This window comes from Pseudomonas sp. Irchel s3b2, from assembly GCF_900187445.1.
Classification (GTDB): domain Bacteria; phylum Pseudomonadota; class Gammaproteobacteria; order Pseudomonadales; family Pseudomonadaceae; genus Aquipseudomonas.
Genome location: NZ_FYEB01000001.1, coordinates 140,563 through 161,651, shown reverse-complemented (window position 1 = coordinate 161,651; position 21,089 = coordinate 140,563). Strand labels below are relative to the sequence as shown.

Below are 21,089 nucleotides of genomic sequence, written 5' to 3'. Positions count from 1 at the left end.
CACGAGCTAAATTGATCGATTCACGCCAGTAACATCGCGCCCCGGCCAGCGCTTGGGTACAATTCCCCGCTAATTTGATCGAGTATCAGGAACACTTACATGATCGCTTGCCTGCGGCTGTTCTCTGCCCTTTGCCTCGCTGCCTTGCTGGCGGCTTGCGCCAGCTCGCCCTCTTCCAGCCTTGGCGAACTTCCACGGACCCCGGACGCCAGTATCGAGCAATTGCTCGAACAGGCCGCTAAAAGCAAGGATCCGGAAAAAGCCGCTCTATTGCGCTTGAGCGCAGCAGACCTGGCTTATCGTCAGGGCAATGCCGGCCAGTCCGCGCAAATCCTGCAACAAGTACCGACGGAACAACTCAAGCCAGGCCAACAAGTCTTCGCCAGTACCCTGGCAGCTGAACTGGCCATGGTCCGCAATCAGCCGAAAGCGGCGCTGACTGCTCTGAGCCATCCGAGTCTGCAACGTTTGGGTGAACTGCCCGTCGAACAACAGGTTCGCACCGGCACCGTTCATGCCCGTGCCCTTGAGGCCGATGGCCAGACCCTGGCCGCCGCACGGGAGCGCATCTTCATTGCCCCGATGCTTGAAGGTGAAGCAGCCAGCAAAAACCATGAAGCGATCTGGACCCTGATCGCTTCGCTGCCGACCGATCAATTGCAGCCGACCACCGACGATGACCTCGGCGGCTGGATACGTCTGGCGCTGGCGGTGAAAACGGCCGGCACCCTGGAACAGCAGCAAGCCGCGATCGACAACTGGCGCGAACACAATCCAAAGCACCCGGCTGCCATCCAACTGCCGTTGCCACTGACCAAACTCAAGGAACTGGCCAGCCAGCCCCTGAGCAAGATTGCCCTGCTGCTGCCGCAAGACGGCCCGCTGGCATCGGTTGGCAGAGCACTGCGCGAAGGTTTCATGGCCGCTCACTACCAGGCGCAACAAGCCGGGCAGAAACCGCCAGCCATCGAGTTCTATGACAGCTCGCGTCTGAACTCCCTCGACGAGTTCTATCGCAAGGCCCAGGCCGATGGCGTGCAACTGGTGGTCGGCCCGCTGGAAAAACCGCTGGTCAAACAGCTCAGCGCGCGCCCGCAACTGCCGATCACCACCCTGGCGCTGAACTACAGCGAAGGCGAACAGGGTCCGGCTCAACTGTTCCAGTTCGGCCTGGCCGCCGAAGACGAAGCCCGCGAAGTGTCCCGTCGTGCGCGCGCCGATGGCCTGCACCGCGCCGCCATCATGGTGCCGAAAGGCGAATGGGGCGACCGCGTATACAAGGCGTTCAGCCAGGATTGGCAAGCCAACGGCGGCAGCATCGTCGCGACCGAACGCGTCGATCAACCGGTCCAATTGGCCCAGCAGATTGCCGACATGTTCCAGTTGCGCCAGAGCGAAGGCCGCGCCAAGAGCCTGCAAAGCACTGTCGGCTCTCAGGTTGCCGCACAGCCTTCACGTCGCCAGGACATCGAGTTCATCTTCCTGGCCGCGACGCCGCAACAGGCCCAGCAGATCAAGCCAACCCTGAACTTCCAGTACGCGGGTGACGTGCCGGTTTACGCCACCTCCCACGTGTTCAGCGCCAGCGGCGACCAGAACCAGTACAACGACATGAACGGTATTCGCTTCTGCGAAACCCCATGGCTGCTGGATGCCAACGACCCGCTGCGCAAACAGGTCACTGCACAATGGCCACAAGCCGGCGGCAGCCTGGGCCGCCTGTACGCGATGGGCGTGGATGCCTATCGTCTGGCACCGCGCCTGGGGCAACTCAAGGCCTTGCCGGACAGCCGCATCCAAGGCCAATCGGGCAGCCTGGGCATGACTCAGAATCAGCGGGTCGAGCGTCAGTTGCCATGGGCAGAGTTCATCAACGGTCAGGTTCAACGCCTGCCGGATACCTCACGCTGATGCCTGACAGGTCACGCCAGCAAAGCGGTAAAGATGCCGAGCGTCATGCGCTCGAGCATCTTCAGCAACAAGGTCTGCGCCTACTGGCGCAGAACTGGTTGTGTAAACGCGGCGAGCTTGATCTGGTCATGCTTGATGGCGATACAGTAGTATTCGTCGAAGTCCGCTACAGAAAAAACACCCAGTGGGGTGGCGCGCTCGATAGCATCGATGGGCGCAAACGGCAGAAACTGATTTTTGCCGCGCAATATTTTCTTCAGCGAGAGTCGCGCTGGGCCAATTCCCCCTGCCGCTTCGACGTGGTTGCCATCGACAGCAACCTCGATCAGTTGAACTGGCTGCAGAATGCCTTCGACAGCTGATCGCTGCGCCCCGAACCGGACATCTTCACCCAACACTTTTTGCTCTTTGCTTTGCGGGCTGCACATTCATGTGCCGAGTAGCCGCGCTAATTAAGGTCACACAGATGGACATGCAATCGCGAATTCGCCAGCTTTTTCAGGCCAGTATCGACACCAAGCAACAGGCGATGGACGTACTTGCACCGCACATCGAGCAAGCCAGCCAGGTCATGGTCAACGCCCTGCTCAACGAGGGCAAAATGCTGTCCTGCGGCAACGGCGGTTCCGCCGGTGACGCCCAGCACTTTTCGTCCGAGCTGCTCAATCGCTTCGAACGAGAGCGCCCGAGCCTGCCCGCCATCGCGCTGACTACCGACAGCTCGACGATCACTTCGATCGCCAACGATTACAGCTACAACGAAATCTTCTCCAAACAGATTCGTGCACTCGGCCAGCCAGGTGATGTATTGCTGGCGATTTCCACCAGCGGCAACTCGGCAAACATAATTCAAGCGATCCAGGCCGCACATGATCGCGAAATGATTGTCGTAGCATTGACTGGTCGTGATGGCGGCGGCATGGCGTCACTGCTATTGCCTGAGGACGTCGAGATTCGCGTACCGGCCAACGTCACTGCACGCATTCAGGAAGTCCACCTGCTGGCGATCCATTGCCTTTGCGATTTGATCGACAGCCAAATATTCGGGAGTGAAGAATGACCCCTAATCGCCTGGGCCTTCTGGCCTTGACCCTGTGCCTCGGTATCAGCGGCTGCACCTCGGTGGTTAACGCCAGCCGTGAAGCACCGATTGACGATGACCGCGGCACCCGCACCTTCGGCAGCAAGATCGACGACTCCCTGATCGAAACCAAGGCTGGTGTAAACATCGCCAAGGCCGATCCAGACCTGGACAACAACTCGCACATCGTCGTCACCAGCTTCAACGGTGTGGTGCTGCTCGCCGGGCAAACCCCTCGCGCCGACCTCAAGGCCAAGGCCGAACAGGTTGCCGCCTCCGTTCAACGGGTAAAGAAGGTTCACAACGAGCTGCAAGTACTGGCGCCCTCCTCGCTGCTGGCGCGCCAGAATGACACCTGGCTGACCACCAAGATCAAGACGCAGATGCTCACCGACGCCTCCATCCCGGGGTCTCGCATCAAGGTTGTGACCGAAAACGGTATCGTCTATTTGCTGGGTCTGTTGACCAAGCAGGAAGCGGCCCAGGCGACCAATCTGGTGCAAGGCGTTTCCGGCGTGCAAAAGATCGTAAAGTTGTTTGAGTACATCGACTGATCCCATTGCGGGAGCGCGGCTTGCTGGCGCTGGCGCCCTGAAGATCGCCATCGCCGGCAAGCCTGGCGCACAATAAAAAACCCGCTGAAATCACTTTCAGCGGGTTTCTCATTTCAGCGGCCAGGAAGATCAGAAATCTTCCAACCGCCATACCTCGTAAGCTGGCGTCTCATAGGGATGGCTCTCTTTCAGAGCCACCACCACCGCCCGAATCAACTCATCGCTGACCACAAGCTCAACCTTCCATTCCTCAACCTGCTCGACCTGCCCCGCTTCGCCAATGAACGGCTGACTGCCATCCAGTGGACGAAACTGACCCAACCCGAACACCTGCCACGCACAGTGATCATAAGCCCCGATCCGCCCACCACCGGCAGCAAACACAGCACTCTTGACCACCTCGACATGACTGGCCGGAACAAAAAAACTGAGCTTGTACACGGCGCTTAGTTAACCCACACACGAGCGTTACGGAACATACGCATCCAAGGTGCGTCTTCGTTCCAGTCTTCCGAACGCCACGAGTTCTGCACGGCGCGGAATACACGCTCCGGGTGCGGCATCATGATGGTCACGCGACCGTCACGGCTGGTCAAACCGGTGATCCCGCGCGGCGAACCGTTCGGGTTGGCCGGATAGTTTTCGGTGACCTTGCCGTGGTTGTCGACGAAACGCATCGCCACGCAACCCGACAGATCGGCTTCCAGCAACGCTTCTTCGCTGGCGAATTCAGCATGACCTTCGCCGTGGGCGATGGCGATCGGCATGCGCGAACCGGCCATGCCCTGCAGGAAGATCGAGTTCGACTCCTGGATCTGCACCATCGCCACGCGGGCTTCGAACTGCTCGGAACGGTTACGCACGAAGTGCGGCCAGAACTCGCTGCCCGGGATCAGCTCGTGCAGGTTGGACATCATCTGGCAACCGTTGCACACGCCGAGGGTGAAGCTGTCGTTACGCTCGAAGAAGCCCTGGAAAGCATCGCGAGCGCGGCTGTTGAACAGCGCGGACTTGGCCCAGCCTTCGCCGGCACCCAGTACGTCGCCGTAGGAGAAACCGCCGCAAGCTACCAGACCTTTGAACTCGTTCAGGTCGACACGGCCGGCCAGAATGTCGCTCATGTGCACGTCGATCGCGTTGAAACCGGCGCGATCGAACGCAGCCGCCATTTCCACCTGACCGTTGACGCCCTGCTCACGCAGCACGGCAACCTGTGGGCGAATGCCTTTCTTGATGTAAGGCGCGGCGACGTCCTGATTGACGTCGTAGCTGAGCTTGACGCTCAGGCCCGGGTTGTCTTCTTCCAGCAGCACGTCGAACTCTTGCTCGGCGCAGTCGGCGTTATCACGCAGACGCTGGATCTGATAGCTGGTCTCGGCCCACTGACGTTGCAGCAGACGACGCTGACCTTCGAACACGGTGTCGCCGTTGAAAGTGATGCTGATCTCGCCGTTGTTCATCGGCTGACCGATCACCGACACGCAGTCGCCCAAACCGGCAGCGCTGAACTGCGCGAGGATGTCTGGAGTGGCGTCCTGGCGAACCTGGATCACGGCACCCAGCTCTTCGTTGAACAGGATCGCGGCGATGTCGGCGGAGGTTTCTGCCAGACCGTCAAGGTTCAGGCTCAGACCGCAGTGACCGGCGAAGGCCATTTCCACCACGCTGGTCAGCAGACCACCGTCGGAACGGTCGTGGTAAGCCAGCAAGTGACCGTCGGCGTTGAGGCCCTGGATCACGGCGAAGAAGGCTTTCAGGTCTTCGGCGTCATCGACGTCCGGTGCCTGCTTGCCGAGTTTGCCGTGAACCTGAGCGAGGATCGAAGCGCCCATGCGGTTCTGACCGCGACCGAGATCGATCAGGATCAGGTCGGTGGTGCCCTTGTCCATGCGCAGTTGCGGGGTCATGGTCTGACGGATGTCAGCCACTGGCGCGAAACCGGTCACGATCAGCGACATTGGCGAAGTCACGGTTTTGTCGACGCCCTCATCGTTCCAGCGGGTGGCCATGGACATCGAGTCCTTGCCCACCGGAATGGTGATGCCGAGGTCCGGGCACAATTCCATACCGACCGCTTTCACGGTGTCGTACAGACGCGCGTCTTCACCAGGGTGACCGGCGGCGGACATCCAGTTCGCCGACAATTTGATGTCGGATATCTTGGCGATGCGCGATGCCGCGATGTTGGTCAGGGTTTCGCCGATGGCCATGCGGCCCGACGCCGGAGCGTCCAGCAGAGCCAGCGGAGTGCGCTCGCCCATGGCCATGGCTTCACCGGTGTAGACGTCGAAGCTGGTGGCGGTGACGGCAACGTCAGCCACCGGAACCTGCCACGGGCCGACCATCTGGTCACGGGCCACGAGGCCGGTGATGGTGCGGTCGCCGATGGTAATCAGGAAGCTTTTGCTGGCCACGGCCGGGTGATGCAGAACGCGCTCGACGCAGTCCGCGATCTCGAGGGTCGACGGATCGAAATCGTCGCCCAGCTCGTTTTCGCGAACGGCCGAACGGTGCATGCGCGGGGCTTTGCCCAGCAGCACTTCGAGCGGCATGTCCACCGGGCTGTTGCCGAAGTGGCTGTCAGTCACGGTCAGTTGCGGTTCGGCAGTGGCTTCGCCGACCACGGCAAACGGGCAACGCTCACGTTCGCAGATCGCCTGGAAGCGCTCGAAGTCCGCCGGGCCGACTGCCAGAACGTAGCGTTCCTGGGATTCGTTACTCCAGATTTCATGCGGGGCCATGCCCGGCTCGTCGTTTGGAATGTTGCGCAGTTCGAAGCGACCGCCACGATTGCCATCGTTGACCAGTTCCGGGAAGGCGTTGGACAGACCGCCTGCGCCGACGTCGTGGATGAAGCTGATCGGGTTGTGTTCACCCAACTGCCAGCAACGGTCGATGACTTCCTGGCAGCGACGCTCCATTTCCGGGTTTTCGCGCTGTACCGATGCGAAGTCCAGATCCGCCGAGCTGGTGCCGGTGGCCATGGAAGAGGCAGCGCCGCCGCCCAGGCCGATGAGCATTGCCGGACCGCCGAGCACGATCAGCTTGGAACCAACGGTGATCTCGCCTTTCTGCACGTGTTCGGCACGGATGTTACCCATGCCGCCAGCCAGCATGATCGGCTTGTGGTAACCGCGAACTTCGTCGCCACGCGGGGTGGTGATCGACTGTTCGAAGGTACGGAAGTAACCGGTCAGGGCCGGACGGCCGAATTCGTTGTTGAACGCGGCACCGCCCAACGGGCCTTCGATCATGATGTCCAGCGCGGTAACGATGCGCTCAGGCTTGCCGTACGGCACTTCCCACGGCTGCTCGAAGCCCGGGATCTGCAGGTTGGACACGGTGAAACCGGTCAGGCCAGCCTTTGGCTTGGCGCCGCGACCGGTTGCACCTTCGTCGCGAATCTCGCCGCCAGAACCGGTGGACGCGCCCGGGAACGGGGCAATCGCGGTTGGGTGGTTGTGAGTTTCGACTTTCATCAGGATGTGCACCGGTTCCTGCACCGCGCCGTACTGGCGGGTTTCAGGGTCCGGGAAGAAACGGCCGGCAACGGAGCCGACGATCACCGAGGCGTTGTCTTTATAAGCCGACAGAACACCTTCGCTGTGCATCTGGTAGGTGTTCTTGATCATGCCGAACAGGCTTTTTTCCTGGCTCTGACCGTCGATGTCCCAACTGGCGTTGAAGATCTTGTGACGGCAGTGCTCGGAATTCGCCTGGGCAAACATCATCAATTCGATGTCATGCGGGTTGCGCTTCAAGCCGACGAAGGCTGCGACCAGATAGTCGATCTCGTCTTCGGCCAAGGCCAGGCCCAGCTCGGTGTTGGCTTTTTCCAGCGCGGCGCGGCCGCCACCCAACACGTCGATCGCGGTCAGGGGTTTTGGCTCGGCGTGGCTGAACAGGCCGGCGGCTTGTTCGAGGTTACCGAGGACGATTTGGGTCATACGGTCATGCAGCGCGTCCGAGATCAGCTGCGCTTCGGCGTCGCTGAACTGGCCGGCGACGTAGAACGCGATACCGCGCTCCAGGCGCTGGATCTTGGTCAGGCCGCAGTTGCGAGCGATGTCGCTGGCTTTACTGGACCACGGCGAGATGGTGCCAAAACGTGGCAACACCAGAAACAGACGACCGGTTGGCTCTTGTACTGGAACGCTTGGGCCGTACTTCAGAAGGCGCGCGAGCACCTGCTGTTCGTCGCCGGTCAGGACGCCGGCAACTTCGGCGAAGTGAGCGAATTCAGCATACAAGCCACTGACAGCCGGAACCTTCTGGCTCAGTTGCTCAAGGAGTTTGCTGTGGCGAAAGGCAGAAAGGGCAGGAGCGCCGCGCAGGATCAACATCTTCGGGACAGCCTCGGGAAGGGGTGTGCTTTGAGGCCGTGCATTCTAGCCTAAACCGCCCGCGACATCACCCGAAACGGTACGCACGGCTATACCCGAACGTCGGGCCGGGTATTCGGGCCCGAAACAGGCGCGCGCCGCAGGTTATTTTTTCTGTCACAAAATGCTGTTCGGGCCCATTCCTGCGGGCTCCAAGCGGGATTCAGACTCTCTAGCAGACAAGCCCTTCGCTGTCGAGATATGGCGCTTGTGGTCCTTTGCGTATACTGCGCAAATGTTTTCCCCAACGGCTTTGCGTCCGCGGTATGCCAAATGGCTGATCGCAACCGGACTCTTCCTGGTGCTCAGTGGCTGTGTTGATAAACCCAACACGCTGGAGCGCGTAAAGGAGGATGGCGTGCTGCGGGTGGTTACCCGTAACAGTCCCGCCACCTACTTTCAGGATCGCAACGGTGAAACCGGCTTCGAATACGAGCTGGTGAAGCGCTTCGCCGACGATCTGGGGGTCGAACTCAAGATCGAAACCGCCGACAACCTCGACGACCTGTTCAATCAGGTGGGCAAGCCCAATGGCCCGGTACTAGCGGCTGCCGGCCTGGTCAGCAGCGATCAACGCAAACAGCAAGTGCGATTTTCCCACTCCTACCTCGAAGTCACCCCACAGATCATTTACCGCAACGGCCAGTCACGGCCGACCGATGCCGGCGATCTGGTCGGCAAGAAGATCATGGTGCTCAAGGGCAGCACCCACGCCGAGCAATTGGCGGAGCTGAAAAAGAAATTCCCTGGCATCGAGTACGAAGAATCCGACCAGGTTGAAGTGGTCGACTTGTTGCGCATGGTCGATGAAGACCAGATCGACCTGACCCTGGTCGACTCCAACGAAGTCGCGATGAACCAGGTGTATTTCACCAACATACGGGTCGCCTTCGATCTCGGTGATGCCAGCAATCAGAGCTGGGCCGTGGTCGCCGGCGAAGACAACAGCCTGCTCAACGAGATCAACACTTATCTCGACAAAGTGAAGAAAAACGGCACCCTGCAACGCCTCAAAGACCGCTATTACGGGCACGTCGACGTTTTGGGTTACATGGGCGCCTACACCTTCGCCCAGCATCTGCAGCAGCGGTTGCCCAAGTACGAACAGCACTTCAAAACGTACGCCAAGAAAGAGAAAGTCGACTGGCGCTTGTTGGCGGCGATTGGTTATCAGGAATCACTGTGGCAAGCGGCCGTCACGTCCAAGACCGGCGTACGCGGACTAATGATGCTGACCCAGAACACGGCGCAAGCCATGGGCGTGTCCAATCGCCTCGACCCCAAGCAGAGCATCATGGGCGGCGCGAAGTACCTTGCATATATGAAGGAGCAATTGGACGAATCGATTCAGGAGCCGGATCGTACGTGGTTCGCGCTCGCAGCCTACAACGTCGGCAGCGGTCATCTGGATGATGCGCGCAAACTGACGGCCAAGGCAGGATTGAACCCGGACAAGTGGCTGGACGTGAAGAAGATCCTGCCGCGCCTGTCGCAGAAGCAGTGGTACAGCAAGACCCGCTATGGCTACGCCCGTGGTGGCGAGCCGGTGCATTTCGTGGCGAACATCCGTCGTTACTATGACATCCTGACGTGGGTCACGCAGCCGCAACTGGAAGGCAATCAGGTGGCCGAGGGCAACCTGCATGTGCCGGGGGTCGACAAGACCAAGCCGAGCCAGGAAACCCCGCCGCTTTGAATTTTTACTGTTTTCAATGACGCCTTCGCGGGCAAGCCTCGCTCCTACAGGCTTGCGTCGAACACACAATTGCGGATCGATTTGGACCTGTAGGAGCGAGGCTTGCCCGCGAAGGCAGCACCGCCGACCTCAACCCTTTAGTGCAGCAGCCAGAATCAACGCCTTCATCTCCGACACCGCCGACTTGAACCCGACGAACAACGCATGGGCCACCAGCGCATGACCGATGTTCAGTTCATTGATGCCCTTGATCGCCGCAACAGCCTCGACGTTGTGATAGTGCAGACCGTGACCGGCGTTAACGATCAGACCCTGGGCCAGACCGAATGCCACGCCATCGGCCACGCGCTTGAGCTCTTCAGCCACTTCGGTTGGCGTCTCGGCATCCGCATAACGTCCGGTGTGCAATTCGATGGCCGGCGCACCGACACGGCGGGATGCTTCGATCTGCCGTTCGTCAGCGTCGATGAATAGCGACACTTCACAGCCGATCTTCGCCAGACGCTCTACCGCCGCCTTGATCCGCGACTCCTGCCCAGCCACATCCAGACCGCCTTCGGTGGTCAGCTCCTGACGAGTTTCCGGGACCAGGCAAATGTGCGCCGGGCGGATGCGCTCGGCAAAGACCATCATTTCTTCGGTGACGCCCATTTCGAAGTTCATGCGGGTTTGCAGCACGTCCTTGAGCAGCAGCACATCGCGCTCCTGAATGTGCCGGCGGTCTTCGCGCAGGTGCACGGTGATGCCATCAGCGCCCGCCTCTTCCGCGTCCAGCGCTGCCTTGACCGGATCCGGGTAGCGAGTACCGCGGGCCTGACGCAGGGTGGCAACGTGGTCGATGTTCACGCCAAGAAGAATGCGATTGCTGGTGGTCACGGAAGCGCTCCTGAAGAAGGGAAAGTTCGGTGCACAGCATACACGGGGAGACAGGGTCTGTTGACGCAAGCATCAACAGTTCTTACGGCTTGCGAAACAACTCGCGACTGACCAGAGGACGACCACCCAAGTGAACGGCCAACGCCTGACGCATCAAGCGCTTGGCGGCGGACAGCGCACCAGGCGCGGACCAGTCGGCATCGGCCATGGCCAGCAGTTCGGTGCCATTGAATAGACCCGGTTGCAACAGATAGACCCGCTCCAGGCCTGCATCCACTTGCAAGCGATAGAGGCCATCCGGCGCGATAGGGTCGCCGTGGATGTCGGCGTTCAGGGCAAAGCCGTAACCGAGATCGTCGAGCAAGCGCCATTCGAAGGAGCGCAGCAACGGCTCCAGCGGGCGTCCTTCGGCCAGGGCGAGCAGGGTCGCGGCGTAGTGTTCGAAGACCCCGGGATGAGGATCTTCGACGGGCAGCAGACGGATCAGCAACTCGTTGAGGTAAAGGCCGCTGAACAGCGCCTCGCCGTTTAGCCAAGTGGAAACACCAGCGCTTTCCATGCGACCGACGTTCTTCAATTCACCCCGCCCCCGAAACTCGACTTCCAGCGGCACGAACGGCCGCGCCAATGTCCCGGCCTTGCCCCGTGCGCTACGCAACACCGCGCGCAGCCGACCTTGCGGCGTAAGGAAATCCACCAGCGCGCTGTTTTCGCGGTAGGCGCGGCTGTGGAGGACGTAGGCGGGTTGGGCGATAGGCGCGGTGGTCGACATGGAAATCGCAGTTCTCAATGAAAGAGCGCAGTTCTACAAACAACCAAAACCAATGTGGGAGCGGGCTTGCCCGCGATGGCGGACTTACATTCAACATCTCTGCTGAATGTTACATCCTCATCGCGGGCAAGCCCGCTCCCACAAGGTTCTACGGTGCAGCGCAGACCGGGTTTACAGGTCGCCGTAACCCAGCGAACGCAAGGCGCGTTCGTCATCGGACCAGCCGCCCTTAACCTTGACCCACAGGTTGAGCATGATCTTGGAGTCGAACAGCAGCTCCATGTCCTTGCGCGCCTCGCTGCCGATGCGCTTGATGCGCTCGCCTTTGTCGCCAATGATGATTTTCTTCTGGCCGTCACGTTCGACGAGGATCAAGGCATGGATGTGCAGGGTTTTGCCCTGCTGCTTGAACTCTTCGATTTCCACGGTGATCTGGTACGGCAGCTCGGCGCCCAACTGGCGCATGATTTTCTCGCGCACCAGTTCGGCAGCAAGGAAGCGGCTGCTGCGGTCAGTGATCTGATCTTCGGGGAAGAAGTGATCGTTTTCCGGCAGGTGCTCGGCGATCACTCGCTCCAGCGTGTCCAGGTTATGCCCGTGCTGGGCCGAGATCGGCATGATCTGCGCGTTCGGCAGCTGTTCCTGCAACCAGGTCAGATGCGGCATCAGCTCGGCCTTGTCTTCGATACGGTCGGTCTTGTTCAGCGCCACGATCAGCGGGCCGGTCACGTACTGAACGCGCTCGAGGACCATCTGGTCTTCGTCGGTCCACTTGGTGCGGTCGACCACGAAGATCACCACGTCGACGTCTTTCAACGCCGCCGAAGCAGTCTTGTTCATGTAGCGGTTCAGGGCCTTTTCGCCACCCTTGTGCATGCCTGGGGTGTCGACGTAGATCGCTTGCACGTCGCCTTCGGTCTTGATGCCGAGCATGTTGTGACGGGTGGTCTGCGGTTTGCGCGAGGTGATCGCCAGCTTCTGACCCAGAATGTGGTTCAGCAGCGTGGACTTACCCACGTTGGGACGGCCGACGATGGCAACATAGCCACAGCGAGTTGCAGTTGAATCAGTCATTGCCATTCTCCACACCCAGGGCAATCAGTGCTGCGGCGGCCGCTACCTGTTCGGCAATACGACGACTCACACCCTGACCTCGGCTTTTTTCATTCAGTAAGATGATTTCACATTCGACGAAGAACGTCCGGCAATGTGGCTCACCCTGGATATCCACCACTTCGTAACGTGGCAGCTCACAACCACGGGACTGCAGGAATTCCTGCAGGCGGGTTTTCGGATCTTTGTTGGTGTCGACCAGCGTCAGGCCTTCGAACTCTCCGGCCAGCCAGGCCAGCACGCGCTCACGCGCCACGTCCATGCCGGCGTCCAGGTAGATCGCACCGATCAGCGCTTCCAGGGCATCGGCCAGAATCGACTCGCGACGGAAACCGCCGCTTTTCAATTCACCGGACCCCAGGCGCAGGTAATCGCCCAAGTCGAAACCACGGGCCAGTACGGCCAGGGTCTCACCTTTCACCAAGCGTGCGCGCAAACGCGACAACTGGCCTTCGCGGGCCAGCGGGAAGCGATCGAACAGCGCCTCGCCAGCGACGAAGTTGAGGATGGCATCACCGAGGAACTCCAGGCGTTCGTTGTTGCGCCCGGCGAAGCTGCGGTGAGTCAGGGCCAGGACCATCAGCTCCTGGTCTTTGAAGGTGTAGCCGAGCTGACGCTCTAGACGGTTTAAGGAGACGCTCACGGTTTACCCACGCTGAGTTCGTGGCTGGATTCCACCGCCATCGCCGTGGTGCGGCGCAGGCTTGGGACAATTAACGCTGTGTTCAAAAATAACGTCCTGAATATCGTTGTTTTCATGCTTCTGTCGCCGATTATGCCGGTTCCAGAAATGCATTCGGCGCTGTGTTCAACAGCGCCGTGTGTGATTACTTGATCAGGCCAACCCGCGAGAAATTCGGCAGGTGACTGAGTTTGGGTTCCGGCCAGCTCATCCAGACCGCGAAGGCCTTGCCGACGATATTCTTGTCGGGAACCATGCCCAGCAGATCCTTGGGAATACTCGGATCATCCCAGTAGCGACTATCGTTCGAGTTGTCGCGGTTGTCGCCCATCATGAAGTAGTGCCCGCCAGGCACGGTCCACGAACGATCCGGCGTTGCGCGGTAGCGGCTCATTTCCTTGCGGATAAGGTGCTCGGCAACGCCGAGTTTTTCCTTGTAGAGCTCGGCGCTGCCCAACGTGCCGGGCTCGGAACCGACCAATTGTTCGGCGATCGACTCACCGTTGACGAACAGACGCTTGTCAGCGGTGTAGCGAATCTGGTCACCCGGCAGGCCCACCACACGCTTGATGTAATTGACGTTCGGGTCGCTCGGGTAGCGGAACACCATCACATCGCCGCGCTGCGGGTCACCGACTTCGATGACTTTCTTGTCGATCACCGGCAGGCGGATCCCGTAAGAAAATTTGTTCACCAGAATGAAGTCGCCGACGTCCAGGGTCGGTTTCATCGAGCCTGAAGGAATCTGGAACGGTTCCACCAGGAACGAACGCAGCACCAGCACAATGAACAACACCGGGAAGAACGACTTGCCGTATTCGACCAGCAGCGGCTCTTTGTTCAGTTTCTCGACCACCACCATGTCAGCCTGGCTGACGCTACCCTGATAAGAGTTAATGGCAGCCCGGCGCCGTGGCGCCAGGAACAGCAGATCGAGCAACGCCAACAGGCCGCAGACGAACACGGCGATGACCAGCAACAGCGGGAAATTTAGTGACATAGGACCTAACTATCCAACCTGAGCACTGCAAGGAAGGCTTCTTGTGGAATCTCCACGTTACCGACCTGCTTCATGCGTTTTTTACCGGCCTTTTGCTTTTCCAACAGCTTGCGCTTACGGCTAACGTCACCGCCGTAGCATTTGGCCAATACGTTCTTTCTGAGTGCCTTGACGGAAGTCCGCGCAATGATCTGCCCGCCGATGGCGGCCTGGATCGCGACGTCGAACATCTGGCGCGGAATCAGTTCTTTCATCTTCTCGGTCAACTGGCGACCTTTGTAGTGCGCATTGTCGCGGTGCACGATCAGCGCCAGGGCGTCGACCTTGTCACCGTTAATCAGCACATCCAGTTTCACCAGATTAGCTGATTGATAACGGTCGAAATGGTAATCCAGCGAAGCATAGCCGCGACTGGTGGATTTCAGACGGTCGAAGAAGTCGAGGACCACTTCGTTCATCGGCAAATCGTAGGTCACTTGTACCTGGGTACCGAGGAACAGCATGTCGTGCTGCACGCCACGCTTTTCGATACACAGGGTGATGACGTTACCGAGGTGCTCTTGCGGCACAAGAATGTTGGCCCGCACGATTGGCTCACGCATGTCTTCGATCGACGACAGATCCGGGAGCTTCGACGGGTTATCGACGTAAATCGTTTCACCGGTTTTCAGCAACAGCTCGAAAATAACCGTCGGCGCCGTGGTGATCAGATCCAGGTCGTACTCGCGCTCCAGGCGCTCCTGGATGATTTCCATGTGCAGCATGCCGAGGAACCCGCAACGGAAGCCGAAGCCCAGCGCGTCGGAACTTTCCGGGGTGTACTGCAGAGACGAGTCGTTGAGCGTGAGCTTCTGCAGGGCTTCACGGAAATCTTCGAAGTCGTCGGAGCTGACCGGGAACAGACCGGCGTACACCTGCGGCTGAATGCGTTTGAAGCCTGGCAGCACGTCAACGTCGGGCGTGGAGCTCAAGGTCAGGGTGTCACCGACCGGTGCACCGTGAATGTCCTTGATGCTGGCAATGATGAAGCCCACTTCACCGGCCTTCAGGTCAACGGTAGGAGTGTGCTTCGGGTTGAATACACCGACGCTGTCCACCAGGTGGATCTTGCCGGTGGATTTGACGAGGATCTTGTCGCCCTTCTTCACACGACCGTGACGCACGCGTACCAGGGAAACAACGCCCAGGTAGTTGTCGAACCAGGAGTCGATGATCAACGCTTGCAGCGGATCTTCGATATTGCCGGTCGGCGCAGGAATGGTGGTGACGAGGCGCTCAAGCACTTCGTCGACGCCCAGGCCGGTCTTGGCAGAGCACTCGACCGCGTCGGTGGCATCGATGCCGATGATTTTTTCGATTTCTTCTTTGACGCGCTCCGGATCGGCCTGTGGCAGGTCGATCTTGTTCAGGACTGGCATGACTTCCAGGCCCTGCTCGATCGCCGTGTAGCAGTTGGCAACCGACTGCGCTTCAACGCCCTGACCGGCATCGACCACCAGCAACGCACCTTCACAGGCCGCCAGCGACCGGCTGACTTCGTAGGTGAAGTCAACGTGGCCGGGGGTGTCAATGAAGTTCAGCTGGTACTTGATGCCATCGCGAGCGGTGTAATAAAGGGTGACGCTGTGGGCCTTGATGGTGATCCCGCGCTCACGCTCCAGGTCCATGGAGTCCAGCACCTGGGCTTCCATTTCGCGCTCGGCAAGGCCGCCGCACATCTGGATGAAGCGATCGGCCAGCGTCGACTTGCCATGGTCAATGTGGGCGATGATGGAGAAATTGCGGATATGACTCAAATCACTCACGGATCAACACTCAAAAAGGCTGCAGGCATAGCCCGCCGAAAAATAGCCGGGAATTGTACCTGATCCACGGCGCAAGCGTCACGTTCGCAGGTCAGACGGCGCGTACAAAAACGCCCCGGTCTTGCGACCGGGGCGTTTTGAGTGACAAGCAATGTCGGGAATAACCCGCGATCAACCGGCCCGGCGCAACAACCAGACCCCGGCCAGGGCACAGACACCGGCCGGCACCAGCACCGCAAACAGCGGCGAGAAACCGAACACCAGGCTCGAAGGCCCCAGCAAATCCTGGACGATGCGGAAGGTGAAGCCCACCAGCACACCGGTAAAGACCCGCTGACCGAGAGTCACCGAACGCAGCGGGCCGAAGATGAAGGAAATCGCCATCAACACCAATGCGGCGGTCACCAGTGGCTGCAACACCTTGACCCAAAACGCCAGCCAGTAACGACCGTTGCTCAGACCCTGGTCAGCCAGGTAGTGGATGTAACTCCACAGACCGGTGATCGAGAGAGATTCAGGCGCCATCACCACAGTGCTCAGCAGTTGCGGGCTCAGGGCTACTTCCCAACGCTCCACCGGAATTGTCACCACTTCGGTGTTCTTTTCATGGAACAACGTGGTCGTGACGTCGCTCAGTTGCCAGTGATCCGTGTCGAATTCCGCGCGCTTGGCGAAGCTCGAAGACAGCATGTGGCGTTGATCGTCGAAGCGATAACGGGTCACGCCGTACAGCAGACCATTGGGTTGCACAGAGTTGACGTGAATGAACTCGTCACCCTGCCGGTGCCACAGACCGTGCCTGGCGCTTTGCGCATCGCCACTGCCCTGGGCCAGGGAACGATTGGCCTGAGCAGTAACTTCCGTGGCTGGCGCGACGTATTCGCCGATCACCAGCCCCACCACCATCAAAAGCAGCATCGGCTTCATCACAGCCCAGACGATCCGCCCGAGCGACACGCCCGCAGCGCGCATGATGGTCAGTTCGCTATGACTGGCCAGACTGCCAAGGCCGATCAGGCAACCAATCAGCGCCGCCATCGGCAACATGTCGTACAGACGGCGCGGCGCGGTCAGCAAGACGTAACTCAAAACGTCCATCAAGGTGTAGGTATCGCTGACTTCGCTCATCTCATCGATGAAAGCAAACAGCGTGGCCAGACCGAGAATGATCCCCAGTACCGCCAGGATCGCCATGAACACGCTGCTACCGATGTAGCGATCGAGCTTATCCACGGGCCACCTCCAGCGCACTGCGGCGACTCGCCATCTTCAAGCGCAATGGCTCCCAGTACAGCAAGCCCAGACCGATGGCCAGGAAGATCGCATGCACCCACCACAAACCCAGTGCCGGCGGGATCTTGCCCTTTTCGAGGGCGCCGCGAGCGGCAATCAGGATGGTCAGGTAAGCCATATAAAGAAGAATCGCCGGCAGCAGCTTGAGGAAACGGCCCTGGCGCGGGTTGACCCGCGACAGCGGCACCGCCATCAGGGTTACGATGAAGACCAGCAGCGGCAATGACAGACGCCATTGCAGTTCGGTACGCGAGCGGATGTCATCGTTGCCCAGCAGGGAGCGGGTGGTCATCGCGTCACGGTCGGTGACTTCGTCGCTGACATCCGGCTTGGGCAGCAATACACCGTATTCCTCGTATTTGATGGCGCGGTAATCGGCCTGACCCGGATTACCGTCATAACGGTAACCATTGTCGAGAATCAGATACCGATTGCCGTCGGGACGAATTTCCTGACGGCCCTTCTCGGCCACCAGTACGGAAATCCCCCGATCCTTTTTGTCGGAATTTACATTCTTTTGCGAAATGAACACGCCGTTCAGATTGATGCGGTCATCCGACAATTGTTCGGTGTAGGTCACCCGGGTACCGTCGCGCAAAGCCTGGAAGCGACCTGGTTCGAGGGTATCGAACTCAGTCAGTGCATCCTGTTTGTTCAGCAGCAGCTGGAACTGGTTGGCACCCTGTGGCGCCAGGCTCAGGCTCAGCCATGCCACCACCAGCGCAACCAGCGTGGCCGGAAAGAGGGTGATGCGAAACAGCCGCTGCTGGCTCATGCCGGTGGCGGACAGCACGGTCATTTCGCTGTCGAGATATAGACGACCGTAGGCCAGCAAAATCCCGAGAAACAGCCCCAAAGGCAGGATCAACTGCAGGAAACCCGGCAGACGGAAACCCATGATCAGGAACAGCGAGCCCGGATCCAGAAGGCCAGAGGCCGCCTGGGCGAGGTATTTGATGAAGCGCCCGCTCATGATGATGACCAGCAGCACGGCGCTGACGGCGCTCAAGGTCAACAGGACTTCGCGGGATAGATAACGGAAGACAATCAAACCAGACACTCCAGGGTTGTCAGGCTAAGCGGCCAAACAAACGTATCAGTCGGCCCGCAGGGCAGAGCCGCCGAAAAAGAGGCGCATTATCCTGTGATTGGGTGCGCCTGTCACTGCGCATGCTCAAGCAGGCGCCTGAACCGCTGAAGTTCGCACAACCGAGGGTTGTCAGGCGCAGCCGGCGAGGTTCAAACTGCCGCCTTTGTCGCTGGCACTGCTACCTGCGTCTTTCTACTTATTAAGCAAGCCTTCTGCGCGTTGCGCACTTTGACCATTAATTCAGGGACCCGGACATGGAACTGGTTGTAAAAAGCGTTAGCCCGGAAACGTTGAAGACCGCCACGCTGGTAGTCTCCGTCGGTGAGGGCGGCAAGCTCGGCGCCGTTGCCAAACAACTCGACGAACTGAGCGGCGGCACCCTCAGTGCCGTGCTCAAGCGCGGCGACCTGGCCGGCAAAGTCGGCCAGAGCCTGTTGCTGCACAGCCTGCCTAACCTCAAGGCCGAGCGCGTGCTGCTGGTAGGCGTGGGCAAGGATGAAGAGCTGGGCGATCGCCCGTTCCGTAAAATCATCGCTGGCATCCTCAATACCCTTAAAGGCCTGGGCGGCAGCGATGCAGTGCTGGCTCTGGACGAAGTCGTGGTCAAAGGCCGCGACAGCTACGGCAAGACCCGCCTGTTGGCCGAAACCCTGGTGGACGGCGAGTACACCTTCGACCAGTTCAAGAGCCAGAAAGCCGACCCGCTCGCCCTGAAAAAAGTCACCCTGGTGACCATCAAGGCAGCACAGGCTGAAGTCGAACGCGCCGTGGCCCACGCCACCGCGATCGCCAATGGCATGGCCTTCACTCGTAACTTGGGCAACCTGCCGCCAAACATCTGCCACCCGACGTTCCTGGGCGAACAAGCCAAGAATCTGGGCAAAGAATTCAAGAGCCTGAAAGTCGAAGTCCTCGATGAGAAGAAGATCAAGGACCTGGGCATGGGTTCGTTCTACGCCGTCGGCCAGGGCAGCGCCCAGCCGCCGCGCCTGATCGTCATGCAGTACAACGGCGGCAAGAAATCCGAGAAGCCGTACGCACTGGTCGGTAAAGGCATTACCTTCGACACCGGCGGCATCAGCCTCAAGCCGGGTGCCGGCATGGATGAGATGAAGTACGACATGGGCGGCGCCGCCAGCGTGTTCGGTACCCTGCGTGCCGTGCTTGAGCTGAAACTGCCGATCAACCTGGTGTGCATCCTGGCCTGCGCCGAGAACATGCCGAGCGGCAACGCTTCGCGTCCGGGCGACATCGTCACCACCATGAGCGGCCAGACAGTAGAAATCCTCAACACCGACGCCGAAGGCCGTCTGGTGCTGTGCGATGCCCTGACCTACTCCGAACGCTTCAAGCCGCAAGCGGTGATCGACATCGCCACCCTGACCGGTGCTTGTGTCGTCGCACTGGGTTCTCACACCTCGGGGCTGTTGGGCAACAACGACGAGTTGATCGGCCAACTGCTGAGCGCCGGCAAATCCGCCGACGACCGCGCCTGGCAACTGCCGCTGTTCGATGAATATCAAGAGCAACTGGACAGCCCATTCGCCGACATCGCCAACATTGGCGGCCCGAAAGCCGGCACCATCACCGCCGCCTGCTTCCTGTCGCGCTTCACCAAGAACCTGAACTGGGCGCACCTGGACATCGCCGGCACAGCCTGGACCAGCGGCGGCAAGGACAAGGGCGCCACTGGCCGTCCGGTTCCCCTGCTGACCCAATACCTGCTGGACCGCGCCAAGGCCTGAAACTGAAGATCCTGAATGGCGTCATCTGCGGATGACGCCATTCAGATATCAGGAACCGCAATGACCAAAGTCGACTTCTATATCCTGCCCAGCGCCGATCCTTCGGCACGGCTGGATTTCGCCTGCAAGCTCACCGAAAAAGCCTGGCGCATGGGCCACAGCATCTACCTGCACTGCGGCGATGCCGCCCAGCGTGATGACCTCGATGCGCGTTTGTGGGCTTTCAAGGGCGAAAGCTTCGTGCCCCACGGTCCCGCTGAAAGCGAGCCGGAGGGTTTGATTGTCCTGGGTCTTGGCGATGACTGCGGTCAGCATCAGGATCTGCTGGTCAATCTCGACCTGAAAGTCCCGGTATTTGCCAAACAGTTCGCCCGCGTGGCGGAAGTGGTGGTGGAAGATCCGACGATTCGTTCGGCTGCGCGGGAGAGTTTCCGTTTCTACCGCGAACAGGGCTATCCTCTGCAAGATCACCGTTTACAGCGACTCTGAGCATTCCGATGGACACTCCAAAACCGCAGCAAAATTCCGCGCATCTGCTGGATGACCTCGAGTCGATCCGCCAACTGCTCGGCGATGACAACCTGCAACCGCCCTTGCTGACCGACACGGTCATTGAAGGTGATCAGGAACAGATCCCCATGCTGTTCGACACGGTCGGCAGTGCGCCGCAGCCGGTCGAAACAACACCGCCACCCGCCCCAGCCGCGCAACCGTCGCCTGCCGCCAGCAAAGGCCCCGACGCCCTGCTGCACCTGGACAGCGAACTGCGGGCCGCCGCGCTATTGATCATGCAAGACGTGATCGACGACTTCGCCCCGCACATCGAAACCGAAATCAAACGCCGGCTGGATGCGCGGATGGAACGGTTGTTGAGCCAGTACGAATAACACTGAGTCGAGCGGGCTTCTGTGGCGAGGGAGCTTGCTCCCGCTCGGTTGCGAAGCAGCCGCAAAGCCTGCACACGCGGAGTACCTGACACACCTGACTTGCTGATGTCGGGGCCGCTTCGCGCCCCAGCGGGAGCAAGCTCCCTCGCCACAGGTCCATTCCACACTTTGATCTGCGCCCTGTCCGCACCTGCTCGCCCTA

Annotated in this window: 18 protein-coding genes; 8 read left to right on the top strand and 10 right to left on the bottom strand. The window is 59.9% G+C overall.

What is annotated here, in order from left to right:
* The first annotated feature begins 99 nt into the window (after positions 1 to 99).
* From CKW20_RS00785 to CKW20_RS00770, 4 genes are all read left to right on the top strand, one after another.
* Positions 100 to 1,911 carry a penicillin-binding protein activator gene (locus CKW20_RS00785; RefSeq protein ID WP_095051249.1) on the top strand — a complete coding sequence of 604 codons (1,812 nt, stop codon included), beginning with the start codon at positions 100 to 102 and terminating at the stop codon, positions 1,909 to 1,911.
* Positions 1,911 to 2,273, top strand: a complete 363-nt coding sequence (locus tag CKW20_RS00780) for a YraN family protein (RefSeq protein WP_007904371.1) — start codon at positions 1,911 to 1,913, stop codon at positions 2,271 to 2,273. The genes CKW20_RS00785 and CKW20_RS00780 overlap by 1 nt, the downstream gene beginning before the upstream one ends.
* Before the next feature lie 104 nt (positions 2,274 to 2,377).
* Positions 2,378 to 2,971, top strand: coding sequence for a phosphoheptose isomerase (locus CKW20_RS00775; protein ID WP_030129809.1), 594 nt, complete (start codon positions 2,378 to 2,380; stop codon positions 2,969 to 2,971).
* Positions 2,968 to 3,546, top strand: coding sequence for a BON domain-containing protein (locus tag CKW20_RS00770; protein ID WP_095051248.1), 579 nt, complete (start codon positions 2,968 to 2,970; stop codon positions 3,544 to 3,546). Before CKW20_RS00775 ends, CKW20_RS00770 begins: the two co-directional genes overlap by 4 nt.
* Positions 3,547 to 3,675: 129 nt before the next feature.
* Here the strand turns inward: CKW20_RS00770 and CKW20_RS00765 are convergent, their stop codons facing one another.
* Positions 3,676 to 3,987, bottom strand: a complete 312-nt coding sequence (locus CKW20_RS00765; protein WP_038981681.1) for a YqfO family protein — start codon at positions 3,985 to 3,987, stop codon at positions 3,676 to 3,678.
* 5 nt (positions 3,988 to 3,992) lie between these two features.
* Entirely contained in the window at positions 3,993 to 7,889 is a 3,897-nt protein-coding gene (gene purL / locus CKW20_RS00760; protein ID WP_095051247.1) for a phosphoribosylformylglycinamidine synthase, read from the bottom strand.
* Positions 7,890 to 8,163: 274 nt separating this feature from the next.
* Here purL and mltF point away from each other — a divergent pair, with 274 nt between their 5' ends.
* Positions 8,164 to 9,624, top strand: coding sequence for a membrane-bound lytic murein transglycosylase MltF (gene mltF, locus CKW20_RS00755; protein WP_095051246.1), 1,461 nt, complete (start codon positions 8,164 to 8,166; stop codon positions 9,622 to 9,624).
* Positions 9,625 to 9,753: 129 nt separating this feature from the next.
* On the opposite strand, the gene pdxJ is transcribed toward mltF, so the two are convergent.
* The 8 genes from pdxJ to lptF all read right to left on the bottom strand — a co-directional run bounded on the left by pdxJ (position 9,754) and on the right by lptF (position 18,216).
* Positions 9,754 to 10,500, bottom strand: coding sequence for a pyridoxine 5'-phosphate synthase (gene pdxJ / locus CKW20_RS00750; RefSeq protein WP_095051245.1), 747 nt, complete (start codon positions 10,498 to 10,500; stop codon positions 9,754 to 9,756).
* An 82-nt stretch (positions 10,501 to 10,582) separates the two neighbouring features.
* Positions 10,583 to 11,272 carry a DNA repair protein RecO gene (gene recO, locus CKW20_RS00745; protein ID WP_095051244.1) on the bottom strand — a complete coding sequence of 230 codons (690 nt, stop codon included), beginning with the start codon at positions 11,270 to 11,272 and terminating at the stop codon, positions 10,583 to 10,585.
* Positions 11,273 to 11,443: 171 nt separating this feature from the next.
* Positions 11,444 to 12,346: a GTPase Era gene (gene era / locus CKW20_RS00740; RefSeq protein WP_095051243.1), complete on the bottom strand. Its 903-nt coding sequence runs from the start codon at positions 12,344 to 12,346 to the stop codon at positions 11,444 to 11,446.
* On the bottom strand, positions 12,339 to 13,028 hold the full coding sequence (gene rnc, locus CKW20_RS00735; RefSeq protein ID WP_095051242.1) for a ribonuclease III: 690 nt from the start codon (positions 13,026 to 13,028) through the stop codon (positions 12,339 to 12,341). Before rnc ends, era begins: the two co-directional genes overlap by 8 nt.
* Before the next feature lie 184 nt (positions 13,029 to 13,212).
* On the bottom strand, positions 13,213 to 14,067 hold the full coding sequence (gene lepB, locus CKW20_RS00730; protein ID WP_095051241.1) for a signal peptidase I: 855 nt from the start codon (positions 14,065 to 14,067) through the stop codon (positions 13,213 to 13,215).
* Between the two features lie 5 nt (positions 14,068 to 14,072).
* Positions 14,073 to 15,872 carry a translation elongation factor 4 gene (lepA, locus tag CKW20_RS00725; RefSeq protein WP_095051240.1) on the bottom strand — a complete coding sequence of 600 codons (1,800 nt, stop codon included), beginning with the start codon at positions 15,870 to 15,872 and terminating at the stop codon, positions 14,073 to 14,075.
* A gap of 171 nt (positions 15,873 to 16,043) precedes the next feature.
* Positions 16,044 to 17,105, bottom strand: coding sequence for an LPS export ABC transporter permease LptG (gene lptG, locus CKW20_RS00720; protein WP_095051239.1), 1,062 nt, complete (start codon positions 17,103 to 17,105; stop codon positions 16,044 to 16,046).
* A complete protein-coding gene (gene lptF / locus CKW20_RS00715; protein WP_095051238.1) occupies positions 17,098 to 18,216 on the bottom strand; it encodes an LPS export ABC transporter permease LptF in 1,119 nt (372 codons plus the stop codon). The genes lptG and lptF overlap by 8 nt, the downstream gene beginning before the upstream one ends.
* A gap of 293 nt (positions 18,217 to 18,509) precedes the next feature.
* Here lptF and CKW20_RS00710 point away from each other — a divergent pair, with 293 nt between their 5' ends.
* Genes CKW20_RS00710 through CKW20_RS00700 form a run of 3 tightly spaced genes read left to right on the top strand, consistent with a single transcriptional unit; the run spans position 18,510 to position 20,887 of the window.
* Entirely contained in the window at positions 18,510 to 20,000 is a 1,491-nt protein-coding gene (locus CKW20_RS00710; RefSeq protein ID WP_095051237.1) for a leucyl aminopeptidase, read from the top strand.
* A 60-nt stretch (positions 20,001 to 20,060) separates the two neighbouring features.
* Positions 20,061 to 20,489 carry a DNA polymerase III subunit chi gene (locus tag CKW20_RS00705; protein ID WP_095051236.1) on the top strand — a complete coding sequence of 143 codons (429 nt, stop codon included), beginning with the start codon at positions 20,061 to 20,063 and terminating at the stop codon, positions 20,487 to 20,489.
* Between the two features lie 8 nt (positions 20,490 to 20,497).
* A complete protein-coding gene (locus CKW20_RS00700) occupies positions 20,498 to 20,887 on the top strand; it encodes a DNA polymerase III subunit chi (RefSeq protein ID WP_095051235.1) in 390 nt (129 codons plus the stop codon).
* Positions 20,888 to 21,089 lie beyond the last annotated feature (202 nt).

Excerpts from the sequence above, each read along its gene's own strand:
- CKW20_RS00785 (WP_095051249.1), top strand. The coding sequence starts at position 100 with ATGATCGCTTGCCTGCGGCTGTTCTCTGCCCTTTGCCTCGCTGCCTTG.
- CKW20_RS00780 (WP_007904371.1), top strand. The coding sequence starts at position 1,911 with ATGCCTGACAGGTCACGCCAGCAAAGCGGTAAAGATGCCGAGCGTCAT.
- CKW20_RS00775 (WP_030129809.1), top strand. The coding sequence starts at position 2,378 with ATGGACATGCAATCGCGAATTCGCCAGCTTTTTCAGGCCAGTATCGAC.
- CKW20_RS00770 (WP_095051248.1), top strand. The coding sequence starts at position 2,968 with ATGACCCCTAATCGCCTGGGCCTTCTGGCCTTGACCCTGTGCCTCGGT.
- purL (WP_095051247.1), bottom strand. The coding sequence starts at position 7,889 with ATGTTGATCCTGCGCGGCGCTCCTGCCCTTTCTGCCTTTCGCCACAGC.
- mltF (WP_095051246.1), top strand. The coding sequence starts at position 8,164 with ATGTTTTCCCCAACGGCTTTGCGTCCGCGGTATGCCAAATGGCTGATC.
- recO (WP_095051244.1), bottom strand. The coding sequence starts at position 11,272 with ATGTCGACCACCGCGCCTATCGCCCAACCCGCCTACGTCCTCCACAGC.
- era (WP_095051243.1), bottom strand. The coding sequence starts at position 12,346 with ATGACTGATTCAACTGCAACTCGCTGTGGCTATGTTGCCATCGTCGGC.
- lepB (WP_095051241.1), bottom strand. The coding sequence starts at position 14,067 with ATGTCACTAAATTTCCCGCTGTTGCTGGTCATCGCCGTGTTCGTCTGC.
- CKW20_RS00710 (WP_095051237.1), top strand. The coding sequence starts at position 18,510 with ATGGAACTGGTTGTAAAAAGCGTTAGCCCGGAAACGTTGAAGACCGCC.
- CKW20_RS00705 (WP_095051236.1), top strand. The coding sequence starts at position 20,061 with ATGACCAAAGTCGACTTCTATATCCTGCCCAGCGCCGATCCTTCGGCA.
- CKW20_RS00700 (WP_095051235.1), top strand. The coding sequence starts at position 20,498 with ATGGACACTCCAAAACCGCAGCAAAATTCCGCGCATCTGCTGGATGAC.